The 17,588-nt window shown below is 64.1% G+C and carries 16 protein-coding genes; 11 read left to right on the forward strand and 5 right to left on the reverse strand.

Features of this window, described 5'->3' with window-relative positions:
- The first annotated feature begins 978 nt into the window (after nucleotides 1-978).
- On the forward strand, nucleotides 979-2,130 hold the full coding sequence (gene argE / locus LPW30_RS03770; protein WP_239680120.1) for an acetylornithine deacetylase: 1,152 nt from the start codon (nucleotides 979-981) through the stop codon (nucleotides 2,128-2,130).
- Nucleotides 2,131-2,251: 121 nt separating this feature from the next.
- A complete protein-coding gene (gene argA, locus LPW30_RS03775; RefSeq protein WP_239680121.1) occupies nucleotides 2,252-3,607 on the forward strand; it encodes an amino-acid N-acetyltransferase in 1,356 nt (451 codons plus the stop codon).
- A gap of 7 nt (nucleotides 3,608-3,614) precedes the next feature.
- Here argA and LPW30_RS03780 read toward each other — a convergent pair whose 3' ends face one another.
- Nucleotides 3,615-4,277: an O-methyltransferase gene (locus LPW30_RS03780; protein WP_238623758.1), complete on the reverse strand. Its 663-nt coding sequence runs from the start codon at nucleotides 4,275-4,277 to the stop codon at nucleotides 3,615-3,617.
- Nucleotides 4,278-4,438: 161 nt separating this feature from the next.
- On the opposite strand from LPW30_RS03780, the gene cpdA reads away from it, so the two are divergent.
- Nucleotides 4,439-5,245, forward strand: coding sequence for a 3',5'-cyclic-AMP phosphodiesterase (gene cpdA, locus LPW30_RS03785; protein ID WP_239680122.1), 807 nt, complete (start codon nucleotides 4,439-4,441; stop codon nucleotides 5,243-5,245).
- A gap of 153 nt (nucleotides 5,246-5,398) precedes the next feature.
- Here the strand turns inward: cpdA and glgX are convergent, their stop codons facing one another.
- Complete coding sequence (gene glgX / locus LPW30_RS03790) at nucleotides 5,399-7,561, reverse strand: glycogen debranching protein GlgX (RefSeq protein ID WP_239680123.1); 2,163 nt, start codon at nucleotides 7,559-7,561, stop codon at nucleotides 5,399-5,401.
- Between the two features lie 180 nt (nucleotides 7,562-7,741).
- Here glgX and LPW30_RS03795 point away from each other — a divergent pair, with 180 nt between their 5' ends.
- The 3 genes from LPW30_RS03795 to ubiT all read left to right on the forward strand — a co-directional run bounded on the left by LPW30_RS03795 (nucleotide 7,742) and on the right by ubiT (nucleotide 10,108).
- Complete coding sequence (locus tag LPW30_RS03795) at nucleotides 7,742-8,821, forward strand: aminoglycoside phosphotransferase family protein (protein ID WP_051582582.1); 1,080 nt, start codon at nucleotides 7,742-7,744, stop codon at nucleotides 8,819-8,821.
- Nucleotides 8,822-8,823: 2 nt separating this feature from the next.
- A complete protein-coding gene (gene murU, locus LPW30_RS03800; protein ID WP_239680124.1) occupies nucleotides 8,824-9,489 on the forward strand; it encodes an N-acetylmuramate alpha-1-phosphate uridylyltransferase MurU in 666 nt (221 codons plus the stop codon).
- 94 nt (nucleotides 9,490-9,583) lie between these two features.
- Nucleotides 9,584-10,108 carry a ubiquinone anaerobic biosynthesis accessory factor UbiT gene (gene ubiT / locus LPW30_RS03805; protein WP_025282840.1) on the forward strand — a complete coding sequence of 175 codons (525 nt, stop codon included), beginning with the start codon at nucleotides 9,584-9,586 and terminating at the stop codon, nucleotides 10,106-10,108.
- Nucleotides 10,109-10,235: 127 nt separating this feature from the next.
- On the opposite strand, the gene rimO is transcribed toward ubiT, so the two are convergent.
- Nucleotides 10,236-11,543 carry a 30S ribosomal protein S12 methylthiotransferase RimO gene (gene rimO, locus LPW30_RS03810; protein ID WP_239680229.1) on the reverse strand — a complete coding sequence of 436 codons (1,308 nt, stop codon included), beginning with the start codon at nucleotides 11,541-11,543 and terminating at the stop codon, nucleotides 10,236-10,238.
- 465 nt (nucleotides 11,544-12,008) lie between these two features.
- On the opposite strand from rimO, the gene rpmE reads away from it, so the two are divergent.
- Nucleotides 12,009-12,212, forward strand: a complete 204-nt coding sequence (gene rpmE / locus LPW30_RS03815; protein ID WP_025282842.1) for a 50S ribosomal protein L31 — start codon at nucleotides 12,009-12,011, stop codon at nucleotides 12,210-12,212.
- A gap of 17 nt (nucleotides 12,213-12,229) precedes the next feature.
- Nucleotides 12,230-13,030: a thermonuclease family protein gene (locus LPW30_RS03820; protein WP_239680125.1), complete on the forward strand. Its 801-nt coding sequence runs from the start codon at nucleotides 12,230-12,232 to the stop codon at nucleotides 13,028-13,030.
- A 187-nt stretch (nucleotides 13,031-13,217) separates the two neighbouring features.
- On the opposite strand, the gene LPW30_RS03825 is transcribed toward LPW30_RS03820, so the two are convergent.
- Together LPW30_RS03825 and LPW30_RS03830 are read right to left on the reverse strand one after the other, a co-directional pair.
- Nucleotides 13,218-14,198, reverse strand: a complete 981-nt coding sequence (locus LPW30_RS03825; protein ID WP_025282844.1) for a malate dehydrogenase — start codon at nucleotides 14,196-14,198, stop codon at nucleotides 13,218-13,220.
- Nucleotides 14,199-14,359: 161 nt separating this feature from the next.
- A complete protein-coding gene (locus LPW30_RS03830; RefSeq protein WP_025282845.1) occupies nucleotides 14,360-14,614 on the reverse strand; it encodes a DUF6489 family protein in 255 nt (84 codons plus the stop codon).
- 170 nt (nucleotides 14,615-14,784) lie between these two features.
- Between LPW30_RS03830 and LPW30_RS03835 the strand changes: the two genes are divergently transcribed.
- From LPW30_RS03835 to LPW30_RS03845, 3 genes are all read left to right on the forward strand, one after another.
- Nucleotides 14,785-15,663, forward strand: a complete 879-nt coding sequence (locus LPW30_RS03835; RefSeq protein ID WP_239680126.1) for a 5'-3' exonuclease — start codon at nucleotides 14,785-14,787, stop codon at nucleotides 15,661-15,663.
- 128 nt (nucleotides 15,664-15,791) lie between these two features.
- On the forward strand, nucleotides 15,792-16,478 hold the full coding sequence (locus LPW30_RS03840; RefSeq protein ID WP_238623771.1) for a DUF1007 family protein: 687 nt from the start codon (nucleotides 15,792-15,794) through the stop codon (nucleotides 16,476-16,478).
- Nucleotides 16,466-17,587: a nickel/cobalt transporter gene (locus tag LPW30_RS03845; protein WP_239680127.1), complete on the forward strand. Its 1,122-nt coding sequence runs from the start codon at nucleotides 16,466-16,468 to the stop codon at nucleotides 17,585-17,587. The genes LPW30_RS03840 and LPW30_RS03845 overlap by 13 nt, the downstream gene beginning before the upstream one ends.
- Nucleotide 17,588 lies beyond the last annotated feature (1 nt).

Raw genomic sequence — 17,588 nt, forward strand, 5'->3', positions numbered from 1 at the left:
CTGCTGTCCGAATTGTCATTCTGGGAATCAGTCCAGTTGATACTGTTATCGGAACTGTCGTTCTGGGAGTCGGCCAGATTGGTACTGCTGTCCGAATTATCGTTCTGGGAGTCTGCTAGGCTAGTGCTCGCATCTGAATTGTCATTATTCGAGTCCGCCCAGCTTTGACTGTGGTCGGAATTGTCATTGTTACTGTCACTCATCACCGAGTTGTCATTATTGCTATCGGCAACGGCAGAATTGTCATTCTGCGAATCTGACCATGCAACACTCTGATCAGAGTTATCATTGTTCGAATCAGCTGTATTGGTGCTGTGATTCGAATTGTCATTGTTCGAGTCAGCCGTATTGGTGCTGTGATTCGAATTGTCATTGTTCGAGTCAGCTGTATTGATGCTGTTGTCCGAGTTATCGTGAGAACTGTTATCGTTGCCCGAATCCGTCCAATTGTTGGAATCCGTCTGATTGTAGGAGTCAGCAGCAAAATTCGCCGTCTGATCCCCAAATTCCCCCTCACCGGTGTTGTTCGCGTCTGCCCAAGCGGGGGCAGACATACCGAAGGCCAGGGCAATTGCGGCGGAGATCGCGGTCTTCTTGAACGTCATCATGAAATCATTCCTCCTCACGTGAGCTGTCGTCCGGCCGGCGGGCGAAGGGCCTTACCAGTCCGTGACCCATCCTCAGCAACAAGCAGGCCAACATAAAAAAAGGTCGAAAAACCAGAACCCTGCAATGCGCCAGCTTCATCAATGCCCACAAGTGCACACTTTTGCGGCCGCAACCTGTTCAGGTGCTGTTACACATCAAGGCATAAGCACATGATCGAATCCGCCGCAAACCCCATCCAGGCGGGCTCCGCAGGGAAAAAGTTTCACCTGTTACATCGTTGATACACTCTCAACAGATCGCGACTGGCTTCGCATTGTTGCGCTGAGGCAGGGGGCGTATCTTGGAAGGGAATCCATCCGGAGCGCCGCCATGCACCAGCCCGAGCTCATGCACATGCTCAAGCGCCTCATCGAAATCCCCTCGGTGAGCAGCGTCTCGCCGAGCCACGACATGGGGAACCGTCCGCTGATCGACGAGCTGGCTGGCTGGTGCGAGGCGGGAGGCTTTCGGGTGGAGGTCAGGCACCTGGAAGGCGTGGCCGACAAGGCCAACCTGGTGGCCAGCCTGGGCAAAGGGCCTGGCGGGTTGGTATTGGCAGGGCACACCGATACCGTGCCCTGCGATCCTCACCTGTGGTCCCAGGATCCCTTCCAGGGGGTCGTCCGTGACGACCGCCTGTACGGCCTGGGCAGCTGCGACATGAAGAGTTTCCTGGCCCTGGCCCTGGAGGCTGCAGCTGGTTTTGACCCAAAAGATTTCCGACACCCGCTGGTGATCCTGGCCACGGCGGACGAGGAAAGCTCCATGCGCGGGGCCCGGGCCATTGCTGAAGCCGGACAACCCCTGGGGCGCCAGGCGGTGATCGGCGAACCCACCAACCTGCGGCCCGTGCGCATGCACAAGGGCATTCTCATGGAAGGCATCCGGGTGACGGGGCAGGCCGGGCATTCCAGCGACCCCAGCCTGGGTAACAGCGCCCTGGAAGGCATGCATCGGGTGATGGGCGAGGTTCTGGCCTGGCGGGACGAACTCCAGGCCCGGCATCGCAACCCGCAGTTCCAGGTGGCGGTACCCACCCTGAACCTGGGTCACATACACGGCGGTGATAACCCCAACCGCATCTGCGGCCAATGCGAGTTGCATATCGACCTGCGCCCCCTGCCCGGCATGGAGCCCGACGCACTGCGCCAAACCCTGACCGAGCGCGTGGACAAGGCCCTGCAGGATACGGGCCTGGATCACGAGGTCTTCCGCCTGATTCCGGGCGTCCCTCCCATGGAAACACCCGCCGACAGTGAACTGGTGAGGGTCACCGAGGAGCTCACCGGGCATGCCGCCGAGGCGGTCGCCTTCGGCACGGAAGGCCCCTTCCTGCGCCAGATGGACATGGACGTGGTGATCCTGGGCCCCGGCGACATCCGGCAGGCGCATCAACCGGATGAATACCTGGCCCTGGACCGCATCGAACCGATGCTGAAGATCCTGCGCGGCCTGATCCAGCGATTCTGCATCCATGCGTGACTTCCGCCGAACAGCGCGTTGACTCACCGGTTGCCCGCAGGCGGATCGCGCCGGTATTTGGCAGCGGGGCGTGCAATTGCTTATGATCGTGCCGCATACGCTCGCACCGCCTAAGGACCTGATGGCCTTGAAGAAAAACCCCACATCCCCCCATGTCGCCTGGTTCAGGGACGCCGCCCCCTATATCAACGCCCACCGGGAACGCACCTTCGTCATCTGTTTTGGTGGCGAGGCAGCCCTGCAACCGGGCTTTGCCGCCCTGTTGCACGATATCGCCATCCTGCAGACCCTGGGCGTGCGACTGGTCCTGGTGCACGGGGCGCGCCCGCAGATCGAGGAACGCCTGCGGGCCCGGGGGGCACAGATACAGTACGTGAACGGCCTGAGGCTCACCGACGATTCCGCCCTGCAGGCGGTCAAGGAGGCAGCCGGCTCGCTGCGCGCAGAGATCGAGGCGCTGTTGTCCATGGGGCTGGCCAACACCCCCATGTCCGGCGTGCGGGTGCGGGTATCATCCGGGAACTTCGTCACGGCGCGCCCGCTGGGCGTGCGTGATGGTGTGGACTATCAGCACACGGGCGAAGTCCGGCGGGTGGATACCGAGGGCATGAAACACCACCTGCAAGCCGGCGACATGGTCCTGCTGCCGCCCATGGGCTATTCCCCCACGGGCGAGATCTTCAACCTCACCGCCGAGGACGTGGCCACCGCCGCCGCCGCCGCCCTGGGGGCCGACAAGCTCATCTTCTTCAGCGACACCCCTGCTCTGCGCAACGCCAACCGGCGTCCCATCACCCAGATGACCGCTGACCAGGCCCAGGCGCTCCTGAACGGTCGTCGTCGCCTGCCCGAGGAACTGGCCCTGCACCTGAAATGCGCCATCAGCGCCTCGCGGCAATCGGTGGAACGGGTGCACCTGGTGGATCGGAGCCGGGACGGCGCATTGCTCATGGAACTCTACACCCGCGAGGGGGCAGGCACCCTGATCACCGGGGAGAACTACGAACGCCTGCGCCAGGCCACCATCGAGGATGTGGGCGGCATCCTGGAACTCATCCAGCCCCTGGAGGTGGAGGGCATCCTGGTGCGCCGCTCCCGGGAGCAACTGGAGCTGGAGATCGAGCGGTTTTACGTCATCGAGCGGGACGGCATGATCCTGGCGTGTGCCGCCCTGTACCCGTCCACGGAAGAGGCCGTGGCGGAAGTGGCCTGCGTGGCCGTGCACCCCGAACATCGGGGCGGTGGTCGCGCCGACATGCTGGTGGAACACCTGGAGGCCCAGGCCCGCCACCTGGGCATCACCCGGCTGTTCGTGCTCACCACCCGCACCGCCCACTGGTTCCGGGAGCGGGGGTTCGAGCCCGGGGAGATCCAGTCCCTGCCCATCAGCCGGCAGCAGATGTACAACATCCAGCGAAATTCAAAGATCTTCATCAAGCCACTGCAGCCCCGACACACGCGTCGCAAGCTCGCCTGAGACAACCTCAGCGCTTGCGGGCCAGGGTGAGGCCGTCGCCGATGGGCACCAGACTCACCGTCACGCCCGGGTCCTCGTGGGCCAGGGCGTTGAAGGCGCGAATGGACTCTGTATCGGGTTCGTGGTCGTTCGGGTCGGCCACCCGGCCACCCCATAGAGTGTTGTCCAGGCAGACCACTCCGCCCGGGCGCATCAGGCGCAGACAGCGCCGATAGTAATTCACGTAATTGGCCTTGTCGGCGTCAATGAAGGCCAGGTCGAACCGACCCGCCTGACCGTCCGCCAATAGCCCATCCAGGGTGTCCAGAGCCGGCGCCAGACGCAGGTCAATGCGGTCGGCCAACCCTGCCTCGGCCCAGTAACGACGGGCGATGGCCGTCCACTCCTCGCTGATGTCGCAGCAGACCAGCTCACCATCCTCCGGCATGGCCCCCGCCATCCACAGAGCGCTGTAACCGGTGAAGGTACCGATCTCCAGGATACGCCGCGCCCCCAGCAACTCCACCAGCAGGCCCAGAAACTGGCCCTGCTCGGGCGCCACCTGCAGGTTGTGTTCGGGCATATGGGCGGTTTCCTCCCGCAGGCACCGATACAAGGCGGGCTCCCGCAGGGAGACCGAGCGCATGTAGGCCTGCAGGCGCTCGTCCATGGGCGTGGTCAGGTTGGACATCAGGTGACTCCTTGGCGTGCTGTGTCGTCGGGCCGTGACGGTTCCGTCAGAGCTTTGTCAGAGAATTCGGTTATACTTCGCCCATCCGGAGACAGGATGATGTCTTTTTATACACTTTCTGTCTGGAAAATGCCTTATCCCGGCTCACGGAGGTAGTCATCATGAGCGATATGGGCGCGCACGTCTCACCACTGCGAATCCTTCAGATCACCGATCTCCACCTATGCCCGCAACCGGGAGATGTCATGGGGTCGGGCATCAACACCGATGATAGCCTCCAGCGTGTGCTCGCGCAGGTCAAGCGACAGGAGCCACACCTGGACCGGGCGCTGGTGACGGGGGATCTGGTTCACGATCCGGTGCCCGAGGCCTACCAGCGGGCGAGCAAACAGCTGAACGCCCTGCCCTGCCCGGTGCATTGCCTGCCCGGCAACCATGATGATGCCGACCTCATGGAGGATACCCTTGCAGGCAGCAACCTGCATTGCGGCAAGATTCTGAGTCTGGATGACTGGCTTGTCGTCCTGCTCAACAGTGCGGTACCGGAAGTGAGTCACGGCAGACTGGAAGACACCGAGCTGGACCTGCTGGAGGAAAGCCTGTCCCGACACCCGGCAAGGCATGCACTGATCTGCCTGCATCATCCGGTGATCCCCGTGGGCACCCCCTGGATGGATCGCATCGGCCTGCGCAACGCCGATGACTTCTGGGGAGTCATCGATCAGCACGACAAGGTGCGCGGCGTGCTCTTCGGTCACGCCCATCAGGCAGTGGACCAGACCCGCAACGGCGTGCGCCTGCTGTGCGCGCCTTCCACCGGTGCACAGTTTGCACCCGGGAGTCAGACCGTGCGTCTGGATGACCTGCCACCCGGTTACCGGCGTCTGGACCTGTTCCCGGATGGCCGTATCCACACCCGGGTGGAATACCTGCCCCAAGCCCCCGCATGGCGGCTGTGTGGATCCTGAGGCAGACCCAGGCATCCACTCCTTCGGCAACGCCGCCATTCGCGGCCAAGGGCCGCTCCCACGGGGGCATGACCATTCCAGGTACCACTGATTCGTGTACCCGTTTCCCTGTGGCAGCGGGCCGGTCCGCGAACGGGAGGCACCCACTGCGACTCATTCGATGCCATTGCTGGTACGCGGCACGGGTCGGCTGGCATTGATCATCAGCACCAGGGAGCGCCCCTGCAGCGGGTAGACCTCGTGGCTGTGGAACTTGCGATGGTCCGGACGGGGCCCGCGGGGGTAGACCGTATCCAGGAGCACATCCCAACGGGTACGCTCCGGTTGGGCGGGCAGCCGAAAGGAGATGGCCTCGTGATTCGAATTCATCAACAGCAGCATGTCGGTGTCCCGCACCCGGCGGCCGCGCTCGTCATACTCCTCGAACAGGTCACCAGCGATGAACATGCCCAGGCTGCGGGCGAAGCCCTGCTGCCAGTCCTCGTCGTCCATTTCCTCGCCATCGGGTCGGATCCAGGCCAGATCCTTCACGCCAGCCCCCATGATGGGGCGCCCCTGAAAGAAATGCCGCCGCTTCAGCGCGGGGTGCTCGCGTCGCAGGGTGATCAGGTATTGCACGAAGGGCAACAGGTCACGGCCATATTCGTCCAGGGCCCAGTCCATCCAGGAAATCTCGTTGTCCTGGCAATAGGCGTTGTTGTTGCCTTGCTGACTGCGACCGCGCTCATCCCCGGCCAACAGCATGGGGATGCCCTGGGAGAGGAACAGGGTGGACAGGAAATTGCGCTTCTGCCGCGCCCGAAGGTCCATGATGTGCTTGTTGCGGGTGGCCCCTTCCTCGCCACAGTTCCAGGAAAGGTTGTGGCTCTCGCCGTCCCTGCTTTCCTCACCATTGGCCTCGTTGTGCTTTTCGTTGAAGCTCACCAGGTCATCCAGGGTGAAGCCATCGTGACAGGTCACGAAGTTGATGCTGGCATAGGGCCTGCGACCGCTGGATTCGTACAGATCCGATGAACCGGTGAGACGATAGGCCATATCGCCGATCAGCCCGTCCTCGCCTTTCCAATAGGCCCGCACCGTATCCCGGTACCGTCCGTTCCATTCGGTCCAGCCCACCGGGAAGTTGCCCACCTGATAGCCCCCCTCGCCCAGATCCCAGGGTTCGGCGATCAGTTTCACCTGGGACAACACCGGATCCTGATGGATGATGTCGAAGAAGGCCCCCAGGCGATCCACTTCGTGCAGCTCACGCGCCAGCGCCGAGGCCAGGTCGAAACGGAAGCCGTCCACGTGCATCTCCTGCACCCAATAGCGCAGAGAGTCCATGATCAACTGCAGCACCCGGGGGTGCTGCATGTTCAGGGTGTTGCCGCAGCCGGTGTAATCCATGTAATAACGCTGATCATCGTGCACCAGCCGGTAATAGGCCCGATTATCGATACCGCGAAACGACAGGGTGGGCCCCAGGTGACTGCCCTCGGCGGTGTGGTTGTACACCACGTCCAGGATGACCTCGATCCCCGCCGAATGCAGCGTCTTCACCATGGTCTTGAACTCGTTCACATGCCCCGAGGCGCTGTAACGCATGTCCGGCGCGAAGAAGGACATGGAATTGTAGCCCCAGTAATTGCGCAGCCCCTTCTCAACCAGGTGCCTGTCATCCAGAAAGGCATGCACCGGCATCAACTCCACCGCCGTCACGCCCAGGCGCTGCAGATAGGAGACCACCGGCGCCGTGGCCAACCCGGCGTAGGTACCGCGCAGCTCCGGGTGCACCCTGGGATGCTGGGCGGTGAATCCCTTCACATGCAGCTCGTAGATGACCGTCTCGTGCCAGGGGGTCTTCGGCGGCTTGTCATCCCCCCAGGTGAAGGCCGTGTCAATCACCTGCCCCTTGGGCATGCCGGGGGCTGAATCCCGCTTGTCCATGACCAGATCCGCCTCTTCGGCGCCGATGTGGTAACCAAACAGCGCATCGTTCCATTTCACCTGCCCATGCAGGGCCTTGGCGTAGGGGTCGATGAGCAGCTTGTTGGGATTGAACCGATGCCCGGCGGCCGGATCGTGAGGCCCATGCACCCGGTAGCCATAGAGCAGCCCCGGGCGCGCCTCCGGCAGGTAACAATGAAAGACCTGATCGGTCTGCCAGCGCATCTCGATGCGCTCCAGTTCCCGCCGGCCACTTTCGCTGAACAGGCACAGCTCCACCCGCTCGGCGTGCTCGGAAAACAGCGCGAAATTCACCCCTTCACCGTCCCAGGTGGAACCCAGGGGATAGGGACTGCCGGGCCAGATGGCCCAGTTCGGTTGGCTCATGCGGATAACCTTCTGCGCCTGTGGGCGCCCATGGAAAACACGCGGCCGCTACGACCACTTGTACTATGATCACCCGACCATCACCCTGTCGGTCAATGGCCACCGGGGCATTGGCTGAGGCTGCGGGCGTGTAATAATGACACGGCGCAAGAAACACCGCTCTGGAGAGCCTCGCCCCCCATGACAGCCCTCATCAGTGAACCGGACCAGCGACTTGAGGCCATGCAGGAATGGCTGCGGGAAACCCTGGGGCCCGAGACGCCCGAACCCACCCTCCTGTCGGCCGATGCCAGCTTTCGCCGTTATTTCCGGCTACGGGATCACAACACCTCCCGGGTGATCATGGACGCCCCGCCCGACAAGGAGTCCGCGGAAGACTTCGTCCATATAGCCGACATCCTGCGGGAACTGGGCCTGAGCGCGCCCCGCATCCATGCCTTTGACCAGACCCAGGGGTTTCTTTTGCTTGAAGACCTGGGTGATCACACCTTCAGTCGTGCCCTGGGCGAGGGGGCCGACGAGGCGGGCCTTTACCGCCTGGCCACCGACACCCTCGTTGAACTGCATCGCAACTGGTCACGCCATCATACCCGCCGCGTCCCCCCTTACGACGAGGCCGCGCTGCTGCGCGAGGCCGATCTGTTCACTCAATGGTACTGGCCCGAGGCCTTTGACACCCCGTGCGAAGCCCACGTGCAGCAAAGATTCCAGCAGGCCTGGCAACAGGCCCTGGAGCCGGTGTACCGGCTGCCCCCCACCCTGGTACTGCGAGACTACCACGTGGACAACCTGATGGTGCTGGCGGGCCGCCAGGGTGTGGCTGCCTGCGGACTGCTGGACTTCCAGGATGCCCTGATCGGCTCGCCCGCCTACGACCTGGTCTCCCTGCTGCGGGATGCCCGCCGGGACGTGGACCCCGTCGTGGCCGAGACCATGGTGGCCCGCTACCGGGATGCCTTCCAGGGCCTGGACGCCAACACCCTGGACGACAGTTTCTGGATACTCGGGGCGCAGCGCACCACCAAGATCATCGGCATCTTCACCCGCCTGTGGCGACGCGACGGCAAACCCTCGTATCTGCGTCACCTGCCCAGGCTGTGGCGCCTGCTGGAACAGGAACTGGCCCATCCGGCCCTCACCCCGGTACGCCAGTGGTTCGACGCCCACCTGCCGCCCGAACGACGCCTGGCCTTGCAGGCCGGCGTGCTGGCGTGCTCCGACAACGCCCTTTCCCGAATCGGCATCCGGCCGGGGGCCTGAACATGCATGTCATGATCCTGGCCGCCGGTCGCGGCGAGCGCATGCGCCCGCTCACCGATCACACGCCCAAGCCCCTGCTGTGCGCCGGAGGCCGCCCGCTCATCGTGCATCATCTGGAGCGCCTGGCAACCGCCGGCTATCGACAGGTGGTCATCAACCTGGCCTGGCGGGGCGAACAGATCCGCGATCACCTGGGTGAGGGTCGCCCGTGGGGCCTGAACATCCGGTACTCCCCAGAGCCCGAGGCACTGGAGACCGGTGGCGGCATCCGTCAGGCCTTGCCGCTGCTGGAATCCGATCCCTTCCTGGTGATCAATGGGGATGTCTGGTGCGACCACCCGCTCGCCCCGCCCACGCTGGCCCACGACACCCTGGCCCACCTGGTCCTGGTGGACAATCCGCCGCATCATCCCGGGGGGGACTTCCGGCTTCGTGAAGGACGGGTGCATCACGGCGTGGCAGACGCAGCCCCTTGCCTGACCTTCTCCGGCATCGGCTGGTACCGTCCGGCCCTGTTCGCGGATGCCCCCCTCGGCGCCTTCCCCCTGGCCCCGCTGCTACGCCAGGCCATGGATCGCGGCCAGGTGAGCGGCGAATATCACCCCGGACAATGGCTGGACATCGGCACCCCCGAACGACTGGCGGCGCTGGACCGACAATTGACCTGATCCCACCGCCCGGCTTGGGACAAAACCCAATCCCCGCTAGACTTACCCCAAGGATTCAAGGCCAAACCGACCTTCTCGACAGGTACCCAACACCATGCAACTGCCCAAACCACCCGTCCTGCTCCCCCTCGGCGTCGCCCTGCGACTGCTGCCCGACGCCGTTCATACACGCCTCTTCTCGGCCCTGGTCAATCACCTGCTCAAGGGACAACCGGCCGCCGAAGAGCTGGGCCCACTGGAAGGCAAGCGCATCTGCCTATCGGTCACGGATCACCATGGGGGCGTCTGCTTTCTGGTGAAGGAAGGCGGCGTCACCCCCTGGGACTGCAAGGCCGACGACGACTGGGACGTGCGCATCCGCGGCCGCCTCGAAGACTTCTGGCGCCTGGCTGCCCGCGCCGAGGACCCGGACACCCTGTTCTTCAGCCGCCGCCTGGACCTGGAAGGCGAGACCGAGGCCGGCCTGTACCTGAAAAACCTTCTGGACACCGCCGAGCCCGACTGGGAAAGCCACATCCACGCGGTGCTGGGAGAACGCGCCGGGTCCAAGGCCGTCAGCATGCTCAATCAGCTGGGCCTGGGCAAGCTGCTGCCGGGGGGGCTGCACCCTACCCAGTAGACATACTCCCCGCATCAGAGGCCCCTCTCCCGCCTGCGGGTGAGGGGTTGCGGTGAGGGCCGTCGTCCGCACCATACCCACCGCCCCCTCTTCCCCAGTTCTTCACCCCCAAGGGGAGAAGAGAGATTCAGGTGCGCCTGCCAAACAAGTCGTGCTCGGAGGCCGCTTCCACCTCCACCTCCGCAAACTCACCCACAGCCAGCCCCGCACCGTCCTCCACGAACACCAGACCATCCACCTCCGGCGCGTCTGCCGCCGAACGCGCAATCGCCGTCCCCTCGGCATCGATCTCATCCACCAGCACAGTCAACGTCTGCCCCACGCGACGGCCCAGGCGGGCCTGACTGATCTCCGCCTGCACTTCCATGAAACGCGCCAGACGCTCCTCCTTCACCGCTTCGGGCACCGCGTCGGGCAAGGCATTGGCCGGCGCGCCCTCCACTGCCGAATAGGTAAAGCAACCCACCCGATCCAGCTGCGCTTCCTGAATGAAATCCAGCAACTGCTGAAAATCCGACTCCGTCTCCCCGGGGAAGCCGACGATGAAGGTGCTGCGCAGGGTCAGATCCGGACAGATATCGCGCCAGCGATGAATCCGCTCCAGCACCCGCTCCGTGGCCGCTGGCCGGCGCATGGCCTTGAGCACCCGTGTGCTGCCATGCTGCAGGGGCACATCCAGATAGGGCAGGACGCGACCCTCGGCCATCAGCGGGATCAGATCATCCACGTGGGGATAGGGATACACATAGTGCAGGCGTACCCACACGCCCAGGCTGCCCAGGGCCTCGGCCAGGTTCTGCACATGGGTACGCAGCGGCTTGCCACCCCAGAAACCCGTGCGGTATTTCACATCCACCCCGTAAGCACTGGTGTCCTGGGAGATGACCAACAACTCGCGCACCCCGGCCTCCACCAAGCGCTCTGCCTCGGCCATCACCTCGCCCACCGGGCGACTCACCAGATCGCCCCGAAAATGCGGGATCACACAGAAACTGCAGCGATGGTTGCAGCCTTCGGAGATCTTCAGGTAGGCGTAGTGGCGCGGGGTCAGACGCACGCCCTGCGGCGGCACCAGGCTCTGATAGGGGTCGTGCGGGGCTGGCAGATGCGCGTGCACCGCGCCCATCACCGCCTCGAAGGCATGGGGACCGGAGACCGCCAGCACCCCCGGGTGCGCAGCCCGCACCTTATCCGCATCCGCACCCAGACACCCGGTGACGATCACCCGCCCGTTCTCCGCCATGGCCTCGCCAATGGCCTCCAGAGACTCGGTGACCGCCGCATCGATGAATCCGCAGGTGTTCACCACCACCAGGTCGGCGTCCTGATAAGTGCCGGTGATGCCATAGCCCTCCGCCCGCAATCGGGTGAGGATATGCTCGGAGTCCGACAAGGCCTTGGGGCAGCCCAGGCTGACGAAGCCCACCTGGGGCATCACCTCCTGCGGGCCGCTCACGATGCCCGCCCGGTACGGATGTCCGCCAGAAGGGGCGGGCATTTATGCACACCGGGGATCAAGGGCGTCGCAGTGCATACACGCTTATCTCCCAGACCGCAACAGGTCGTGTTGAACAAATTTAACTCCAATAAAAACAGACGGTTGAAAACATGTACAAAAAATGACCGATTTGACTCGAGCCGTGTCGGCACGCGCCCTGGAGGCACTTTACCCCAATTCATCCACATAGTTATCCACAGGTTTTGTGGAAAACAGGAGAAAATGAAGTGCCGGGGAGGATTTAGCTGCAAAGACTCAAGTCACGTTTGGAAAAAAGCGGGTAAACCGAGCGACCGATCTTCCGGGCTCATCGCCTGGCCCGGGCCGGGCCTTGCCACCCGAAGCGGGGTCCAGTATATTACTCGTCTTTTTTCAGCGCTACAGGCTTTCGAGGGTGCTTGCATGAAGCCGGAAATCCATCCTGATTACCATGAAGTGAACGTGACCTGCAGTTGCGGGAATGCGTTCCAGACCCGCTCGACTCACAAAGGCGACGCCCTGAACGTGGAAGTCTGCTCTGCATGCCATCCGTTCTACACCGGCAAGCAGAAGATTCTCGACACGGCCGGGCAGGTGGACAAGTTCCGTCGCCGCTACGGTATGTAATGCCGGGGGCACGCCCCATGGCAAGAAGGTTCGAATGGGGCACAAGGGCGCCGTGGATCGGCGCCCTTGTTGCGTTATGCCTGGGCACTGTCCAGGCGGCCGACCTGCCCGACAGTTGTGGCGGACCGCAGGGTCGCACCAGCCAGGGTCAGGTGGACCACGTCTATGACGGCGACACCGTACGCCTGACCAATGGCACCCGGGTGCGCCTCATCGGCCTGGACACGCCCGAGATCTTCTGGCGTGAACAGACCGCCGAGCCTTACGGCCACGAGGCCCGGGATGCTCTCGTGGAGTTACTGAGGGAGCACGACAACCAGGTGCTCCTGGTGCACGATGCGGAACGCAAGGACCGTTATCAACGCACCCTGGCCCACCTGTTCACACCTGACGGCCAGCCCATCACCGCCCTGATGCTGCGCCAGGGCCTGGCCACGGCCCTGACCATCCCCCCCAACGACTGGCATGTGGAGTGCTACCGGGACACCGAGGCACTCGCCCGTGGCGAGGCCCTGAGGATCTGGTCGCTGGAGCACCTGGAAGCCTTCGAGGCAGAGGAACTGCCCCGTGATGCCGAGGGCTTCCGGATCGTCACAGGGGAAGTGGTGCGCATAGGGCTGAGCCAGCGCGCCCACTGGATCAATCTTGAGGGCAATGTCGCCTTTCGCATCGACCGGGAAGACATGCACTACTTCCCCGACCTGGATATCGACGCCCTGCGTGGCGAACAGGTGGAGGGTCGCGGCTTCGTCTACACCCACCGAGGCCAACCCCGAATCCGCATCCGGCACCCGGCGGATCTGCGCATCCTGGACTGAACCTTAACGTGAAAGCACCCAGGTTCAGCTACTGAAGCTCCCTATCCCCCATGGGGGAGAAGGGCTGGGGATGAGGGGGTGGGGGAGGCACTGCGCCGGCCCTCCCCCCTCACCCCAACCCCTCTCCCCTCAGGGGAGAGGGGCTCAATATGGGGGAAAGAGGGGCGGGTCTGCCCCCCGTTTCTGATCAGGGCAGCAGGTGTGCCACCCCGTCACGCTCCTCGCGCAGTTCCTGCTCCGTGACCTGCATGCGCTCACGACTGAAATCATCGACCTCCAGCCCCTGCACGATGCTGTAGTCACCGCCCTTGCAGGTGACCGGGAAGGAATAGATCAGACCCTTCTCGATGCCATAGCTGCCATCGGAGGGCACAGCCATGCTCACCCAGTCACCGTCCGGCGTGCCCATCACCCAGTCGCGGATGTGATCCACAGCGGAACTGCCGGCGGAAGCGGCGCTGGAGGCACCACGGGCCTTGATGATGGCGGCGCCACGCTGCTGCACGGTGGGAATGAAGTCAGACTCGTACCAGTCCCGCGGCACCAGACCGGACGCGGCATCGCCCTTCACCATGGCCTGACTGATATCCGGGTACTGGGTGGCAGAATGGTTGCCCCAGATGATCATCTTCTTGATGTCCGTCGTGGAAGCGCCGGTCTTGCCCGCCAACTGCGCCAGGGCACGGTTGTGGTCCAGACGGGTCATGGCAGTGAAATTGCGCGGGTTCAGGTCCGGGGCATTGCGCTGGGCGATCAGGGAATTGGTATTGGCAGGGTTACCCACCACCAGCACCTTCACGTCACGACTGGCCACAGCATTCAGCGCCTTGCCCTGCTCGGAAAAGATGGCCGCATTGGCCTCCAGCAGATCCTTGCGCTCCATCCCCGGGCCACGTGGGCGAGCACCCACCAGCAGGGCCACGTCTGCCTTGTCGAAGGCCACTTCCGGCTTGTCGGAGGTGGTGATCCCCGCCACCAGCGGGAACGCGCAGTCTTCCAGTTCCATGACCACACCGCGCAGCGCGTCCATGGCCGGAGTGATTTCCAGCAACTGCAGGATCACCGGTTGGTCCTTGCCCAGCATGTCGCCCGAGGCGATGCGGAACAGCAGGCTGTAGGAGATCTGGCCAGCAGCGCCGGTAACGGCGACGCGCATGGGGTTCTTCATGAAGCTACCTCCAGTAAAGTCTTTAATAGGGTGTAAATGCTCGATTCCGGGCGCCGCACCCTGGGGCCAGCGGCTCGGAAACGGACAAAGGATACACCTCCACCCCTTGGTTTTCCGCATGGCCTCCGATCGTGAGCCGATGCCCGGCCCATCGTGGGGGCCTATTTTTTGTTGTCGTCCTTGCTGCCACTCTGGGTAAAGGCCTGCCAGAACAGCTTCTGCATGGCATCCATGTTGGCCACGCCGCTCTGCATCAGCGGCTGCATCATGGCCAGGGATTCGTAACCCTGCTGCCCCTCGCGCATGCGCTTGGCGACATCCTCCATCATTTCCTTCTGAAGAGGAGCCACATCGGGCAGGCCCAGAAAGGCGCGGATTTCTTCGGGGGTGGCATCCACCTCCACATTGATCTTCATGGAAACTCCTTCGCCTGTCAGTTGTTGCAATGCTGTGACCGGGGAGGACAAAAGTAAAGTCGCACGGCGTGTTGCCCCACCCCATGCGCACACGTTACCAAAACCTGCCCAACCGCGCAGGGGTGCCTTCAGGATGGCCCTGCTGCATCGCGGCAGGTAAACTGCGACCGGTGAACACACCCACCTACCTGATCGACTCCAGCATCTTCGTCTTTCGCGCCTGGTTCGCCCTGCCCGAGACCATCACCTGCCGCGACGGCCACCCGGCCAATGCAGCCCATGGCTTCGTGCGCTTCGTGCACACCCTGCTGCAAAGCGAACGACCGGCCCGTATCGCCTTTGCATTCGATGAAAGCCGGGGCACCTCCTATCGCCATGCCCTCTACCCCGCCTACAAGGCCAACCGCCCACCGGCCCCCGAAGAACTCAAGCGCCAGTTCGGCTGGTGCCGGGAATTCGTGAATGCCCTGGGTCTGGCCCACGTATCCAGCCCCACCTTCGAAGCCGATGACCTCATTGGCACACTCGCCGCCAGGGAACGCCAGGAAGGTCGCGCGGTCGTATTGGTCACCGGCGACAAGGACCTCTCCCAGCTCGTCCATGAGGATGACCTGTGGTGGGACCCGCACCGCAGTCAGCGGCTCAACCCCCAGGGTATTGAAAAGCGCCTGGGGGTGCGCCCCGACCAGGTGGCGGACCAGTTGGCCCTGGCCGGAGACAAGGTGGACAACATCCCGGGCATCCCCGGTGTGGGCATGGCCACCGCGGCCCGCCTGCTGCGCCGTACCGACACCCTGGAGGCCCTGCTGGAGGACATCCCTGCCATTGCCCACATGCCCATCCGCGGTGCCAAACGCCTCATGGGCCTGGTGGACACCCACCGCGACACGGTCCGACTGGCTCGTCAGCTCACCGGCATCCACTGTGAGGCCGGTCTGCCGGCAGGGTTGAACCTGGAGCGCAGGCGTCCGGATGGGGCTCGACTGGGAGACCTGATGGACCAACTGGCCCTGCCCCCGTCCCGGCGATTTGACTGGGACAGGATCTAGACAGGCGCCCCACCCGGAGCGGGAGCCCGTCCCTTCGGCACCCAAGGGCACGGCCCGGCAGGGGAGCCGTTAAAGGCGCCCCTTGGGTTTTGGCACAATACAGCCCCTCGTCATCACGCATGGAGACCATGGACCTACACACCCATACCGCCAGCACCGGACAATGCACACGCCCCCTTCGCCGGGCAGTGGCGCTCGCCCTGCTGCTCACCCTGCTCTGGGCAGCCCCAACCCACAGCCACCCCCATGCCTGGATCGACCTGCAGGTCAGCGCCGTCTTCAATGACGAGGGCCACATCACCCAACTGCGCCAGGCCTGGCTCATGGACCCCTTCTACAGCACCTTCCTGCTGGACGACATGGCCCAGGACGCCAGCGGCGACACCCAGGAAGAACAACTGGACAGTATCGCCCGGCAGATCATCAAGAACCTGAGGGATTACCACTACTTCACCGAGATTCATCATGGCGACACCGCCATCCAGGACGCCAGGGCGGAAAACCCCCGACTGGTTCAGAAACAGCGGCGCCTGGAACTGAGCTTCACGCTCAGCTTCGAGCAACCGCTGGACCCCGCCGATGCCCCCCTGAAGTACGCGGTGTTTGATCCCACCTACTTCATCGAGATCCTGCATGCCGAGAGCGGCGGCATCCACCTGGAGGGCGGCTCCGAGCGCTGTGACATGGACCTGCGCATCCCCCGCCCCGACCCTGCCATGGTGGCCCGGGCCGCCATGCTGGACTTCGACCAGCAGGGCGACCCCAACATGGGTAAACACTTCGCCGAACGGGTGACCATCGAATGTTCCCGCTGATCATCCTCCTCATCGCCGCCCTGCTCATCCCCGGGCCTGCCTCAGCCTCCCCACTGACCGGCGGCGACCCGGCCCAGGAAAGCACAGAGCAGCAGGAAGCCCCGGCAGAGGCCACGGGAACCGACAGTCTCCTGGACCGCTTCGTCGCCTGGACCATCACCCAGCAACGGGCCCTGCATCGCCAGCTGGCCGACGGCATGGAGGCCCTGCAGGATGCCCCCACGGCGGCCAATGCCGGCGCCTTGATCCTCATCAGCTTTCTCTACGGCATCTTTCACGCCGCCGGACCCGGCCATGGCAAGGCGGTGATCACCACCTACCTGCTCACCCATCGGCAGCACATGCGCAGAGCGCTGACCCTGTCCTTCGCCGCCGCCCTGATGCAGGGGCTTACCGCCATCATCGCCGTGGCCACCGTGCTGTTCGTCATCGGCCGCACGGCCCGGGATGCCATGGGGCAGGCACCGGCGCTGGAACAGGCCAGTTTTGCCCTGGTGGCCCTGCTGGGGGCCTGGCTCATGCTGCGGGCACTCCGACAGTTGATCCGCATCGCCCGGGAGCGACGCCGTCGCCGTGCGCCCACGCTTTCCCCCGCGGCGGGCGCCGCGCCGGTGTTCATGGCGGGGCCGTCACAGTCAGGGACGCCCGCCCCCCTCGCTCCGTCCATGAACGGCCCGTCCATGAACGGCCATGCAGCCCATCATGAACACGGCCCCCATTGCGGCTGCGCCCATCACGTGGACCCGAGCCAGGCTGCCCGTGCCGACAGCGTCTGGGCCATGCTGGCCACGGTGACAGCCGTGGGCATCCGTCCCTGTACCGGGGCCATCCTGGTCCTGGTCGTGGCCCATATCATGGGCCTGTGGACTGCCGGGATCGCTGCGGTGATGGCCATGTCCATCGGCACGGCCATCACCGTATCCATCCTGGCCATCATGGCCGTGCAGGCCCGCGCCCTGGCCACGCGACTCTCCGGCGGGCTGGGCGTCAAGACGCAGGTCGCCGCCCACGGCGTGGGCCTGCTGGGCGGGATGCTCATCCTGGGCATGGGACTGATCCTGCTCCTGGGCAGCTTCACCACCCGCGTGCCCCACCCCATGGGACTCTAAC

The sequence above is a fragment of the Ectothiorhodospira variabilis genome (genome assembly GCF_022227625.1).
In the GTDB taxonomy this organism is placed as follows: Bacteria; Pseudomonadota; Gammaproteobacteria; order Ectothiorhodospirales; family Ectothiorhodospiraceae; genus Ectothiorhodospira; species Ectothiorhodospira haloalkaliphila.

Excerpts from the sequence above, each read along its gene's own strand:
- argE (WP_239680120.1), top strand. The coding sequence starts at position 979 with ATGCACCAGCCCGAGCTCATGCACATGCTCAAGCGCCTCATCGAAATC.
- argA (WP_239680121.1), top strand. The coding sequence starts at position 2,252 with ATGGCCTTGAAGAAAAACCCCACATCCCCCCATGTCGCCTGGTTCAGG.
- LPW30_RS03780 (WP_238623758.1), bottom strand. The coding sequence starts at position 4,277 with ATGTCCAACCTGACCACGCCCATGGACGAGCGCCTGCAGGCCTACATG.
- cpdA (WP_239680122.1), top strand. The coding sequence starts at position 4,439 with ATGAGCGATATGGGCGCGCACGTCTCACCACTGCGAATCCTTCAGATC.
- glgX (WP_239680123.1), bottom strand. The coding sequence starts at position 7,561 with ATGAGCCAACCGAACTGGGCCATCTGGCCCGGCAGTCCCTATCCCCTG.
- LPW30_RS03795 (WP_051582582.1), top strand. The coding sequence starts at position 7,742 with ATGACAGCCCTCATCAGTGAACCGGACCAGCGACTTGAGGCCATGCAG.
- murU (WP_239680124.1), top strand. The coding sequence starts at position 8,824 with ATGCATGTCATGATCCTGGCCGCCGGTCGCGGCGAGCGCATGCGCCCG.
- ubiT (WP_025282840.1), top strand. The coding sequence starts at position 9,584 with ATGCAACTGCCCAAACCACCCGTCCTGCTCCCCCTCGGCGTCGCCCTG.
- rimO (WP_239680229.1), bottom strand. The coding sequence starts at position 11,543 with ATGCCCCAGGTGGGCTTCGTCAGCCTGGGCTGCCCCAAGGCCTTGTCG.
- rpmE (WP_025282842.1), top strand. The coding sequence starts at position 12,009 with ATGAAGCCGGAAATCCATCCTGATTACCATGAAGTGAACGTGACCTGC.
- LPW30_RS03820 (WP_239680125.1), top strand. The coding sequence starts at position 12,230 with ATGGCAAGAAGGTTCGAATGGGGCACAAGGGCGCCGTGGATCGGCGCC.
- LPW30_RS03825 (WP_025282844.1), bottom strand. The coding sequence starts at position 14,198 with ATGAAGAACCCCATGCGCGTCGCCGTTACCGGCGCTGCTGGCCAGATC.
- LPW30_RS03830 (WP_025282845.1), bottom strand. The coding sequence starts at position 14,614 with ATGAAGATCAATGTGGAGGTGGATGCCACCCCCGAAGAAATCCGCGCC.
- LPW30_RS03840 (WP_238623771.1), top strand. The coding sequence starts at position 15,792 with ATGGACCTACACACCCATACCGCCAGCACCGGACAATGCACACGCCCC.
- LPW30_RS03845 (WP_239680127.1), top strand. The coding sequence starts at position 16,466 with ATGTTCCCGCTGATCATCCTCCTCATCGCCGCCCTGCTCATCCCCGGG.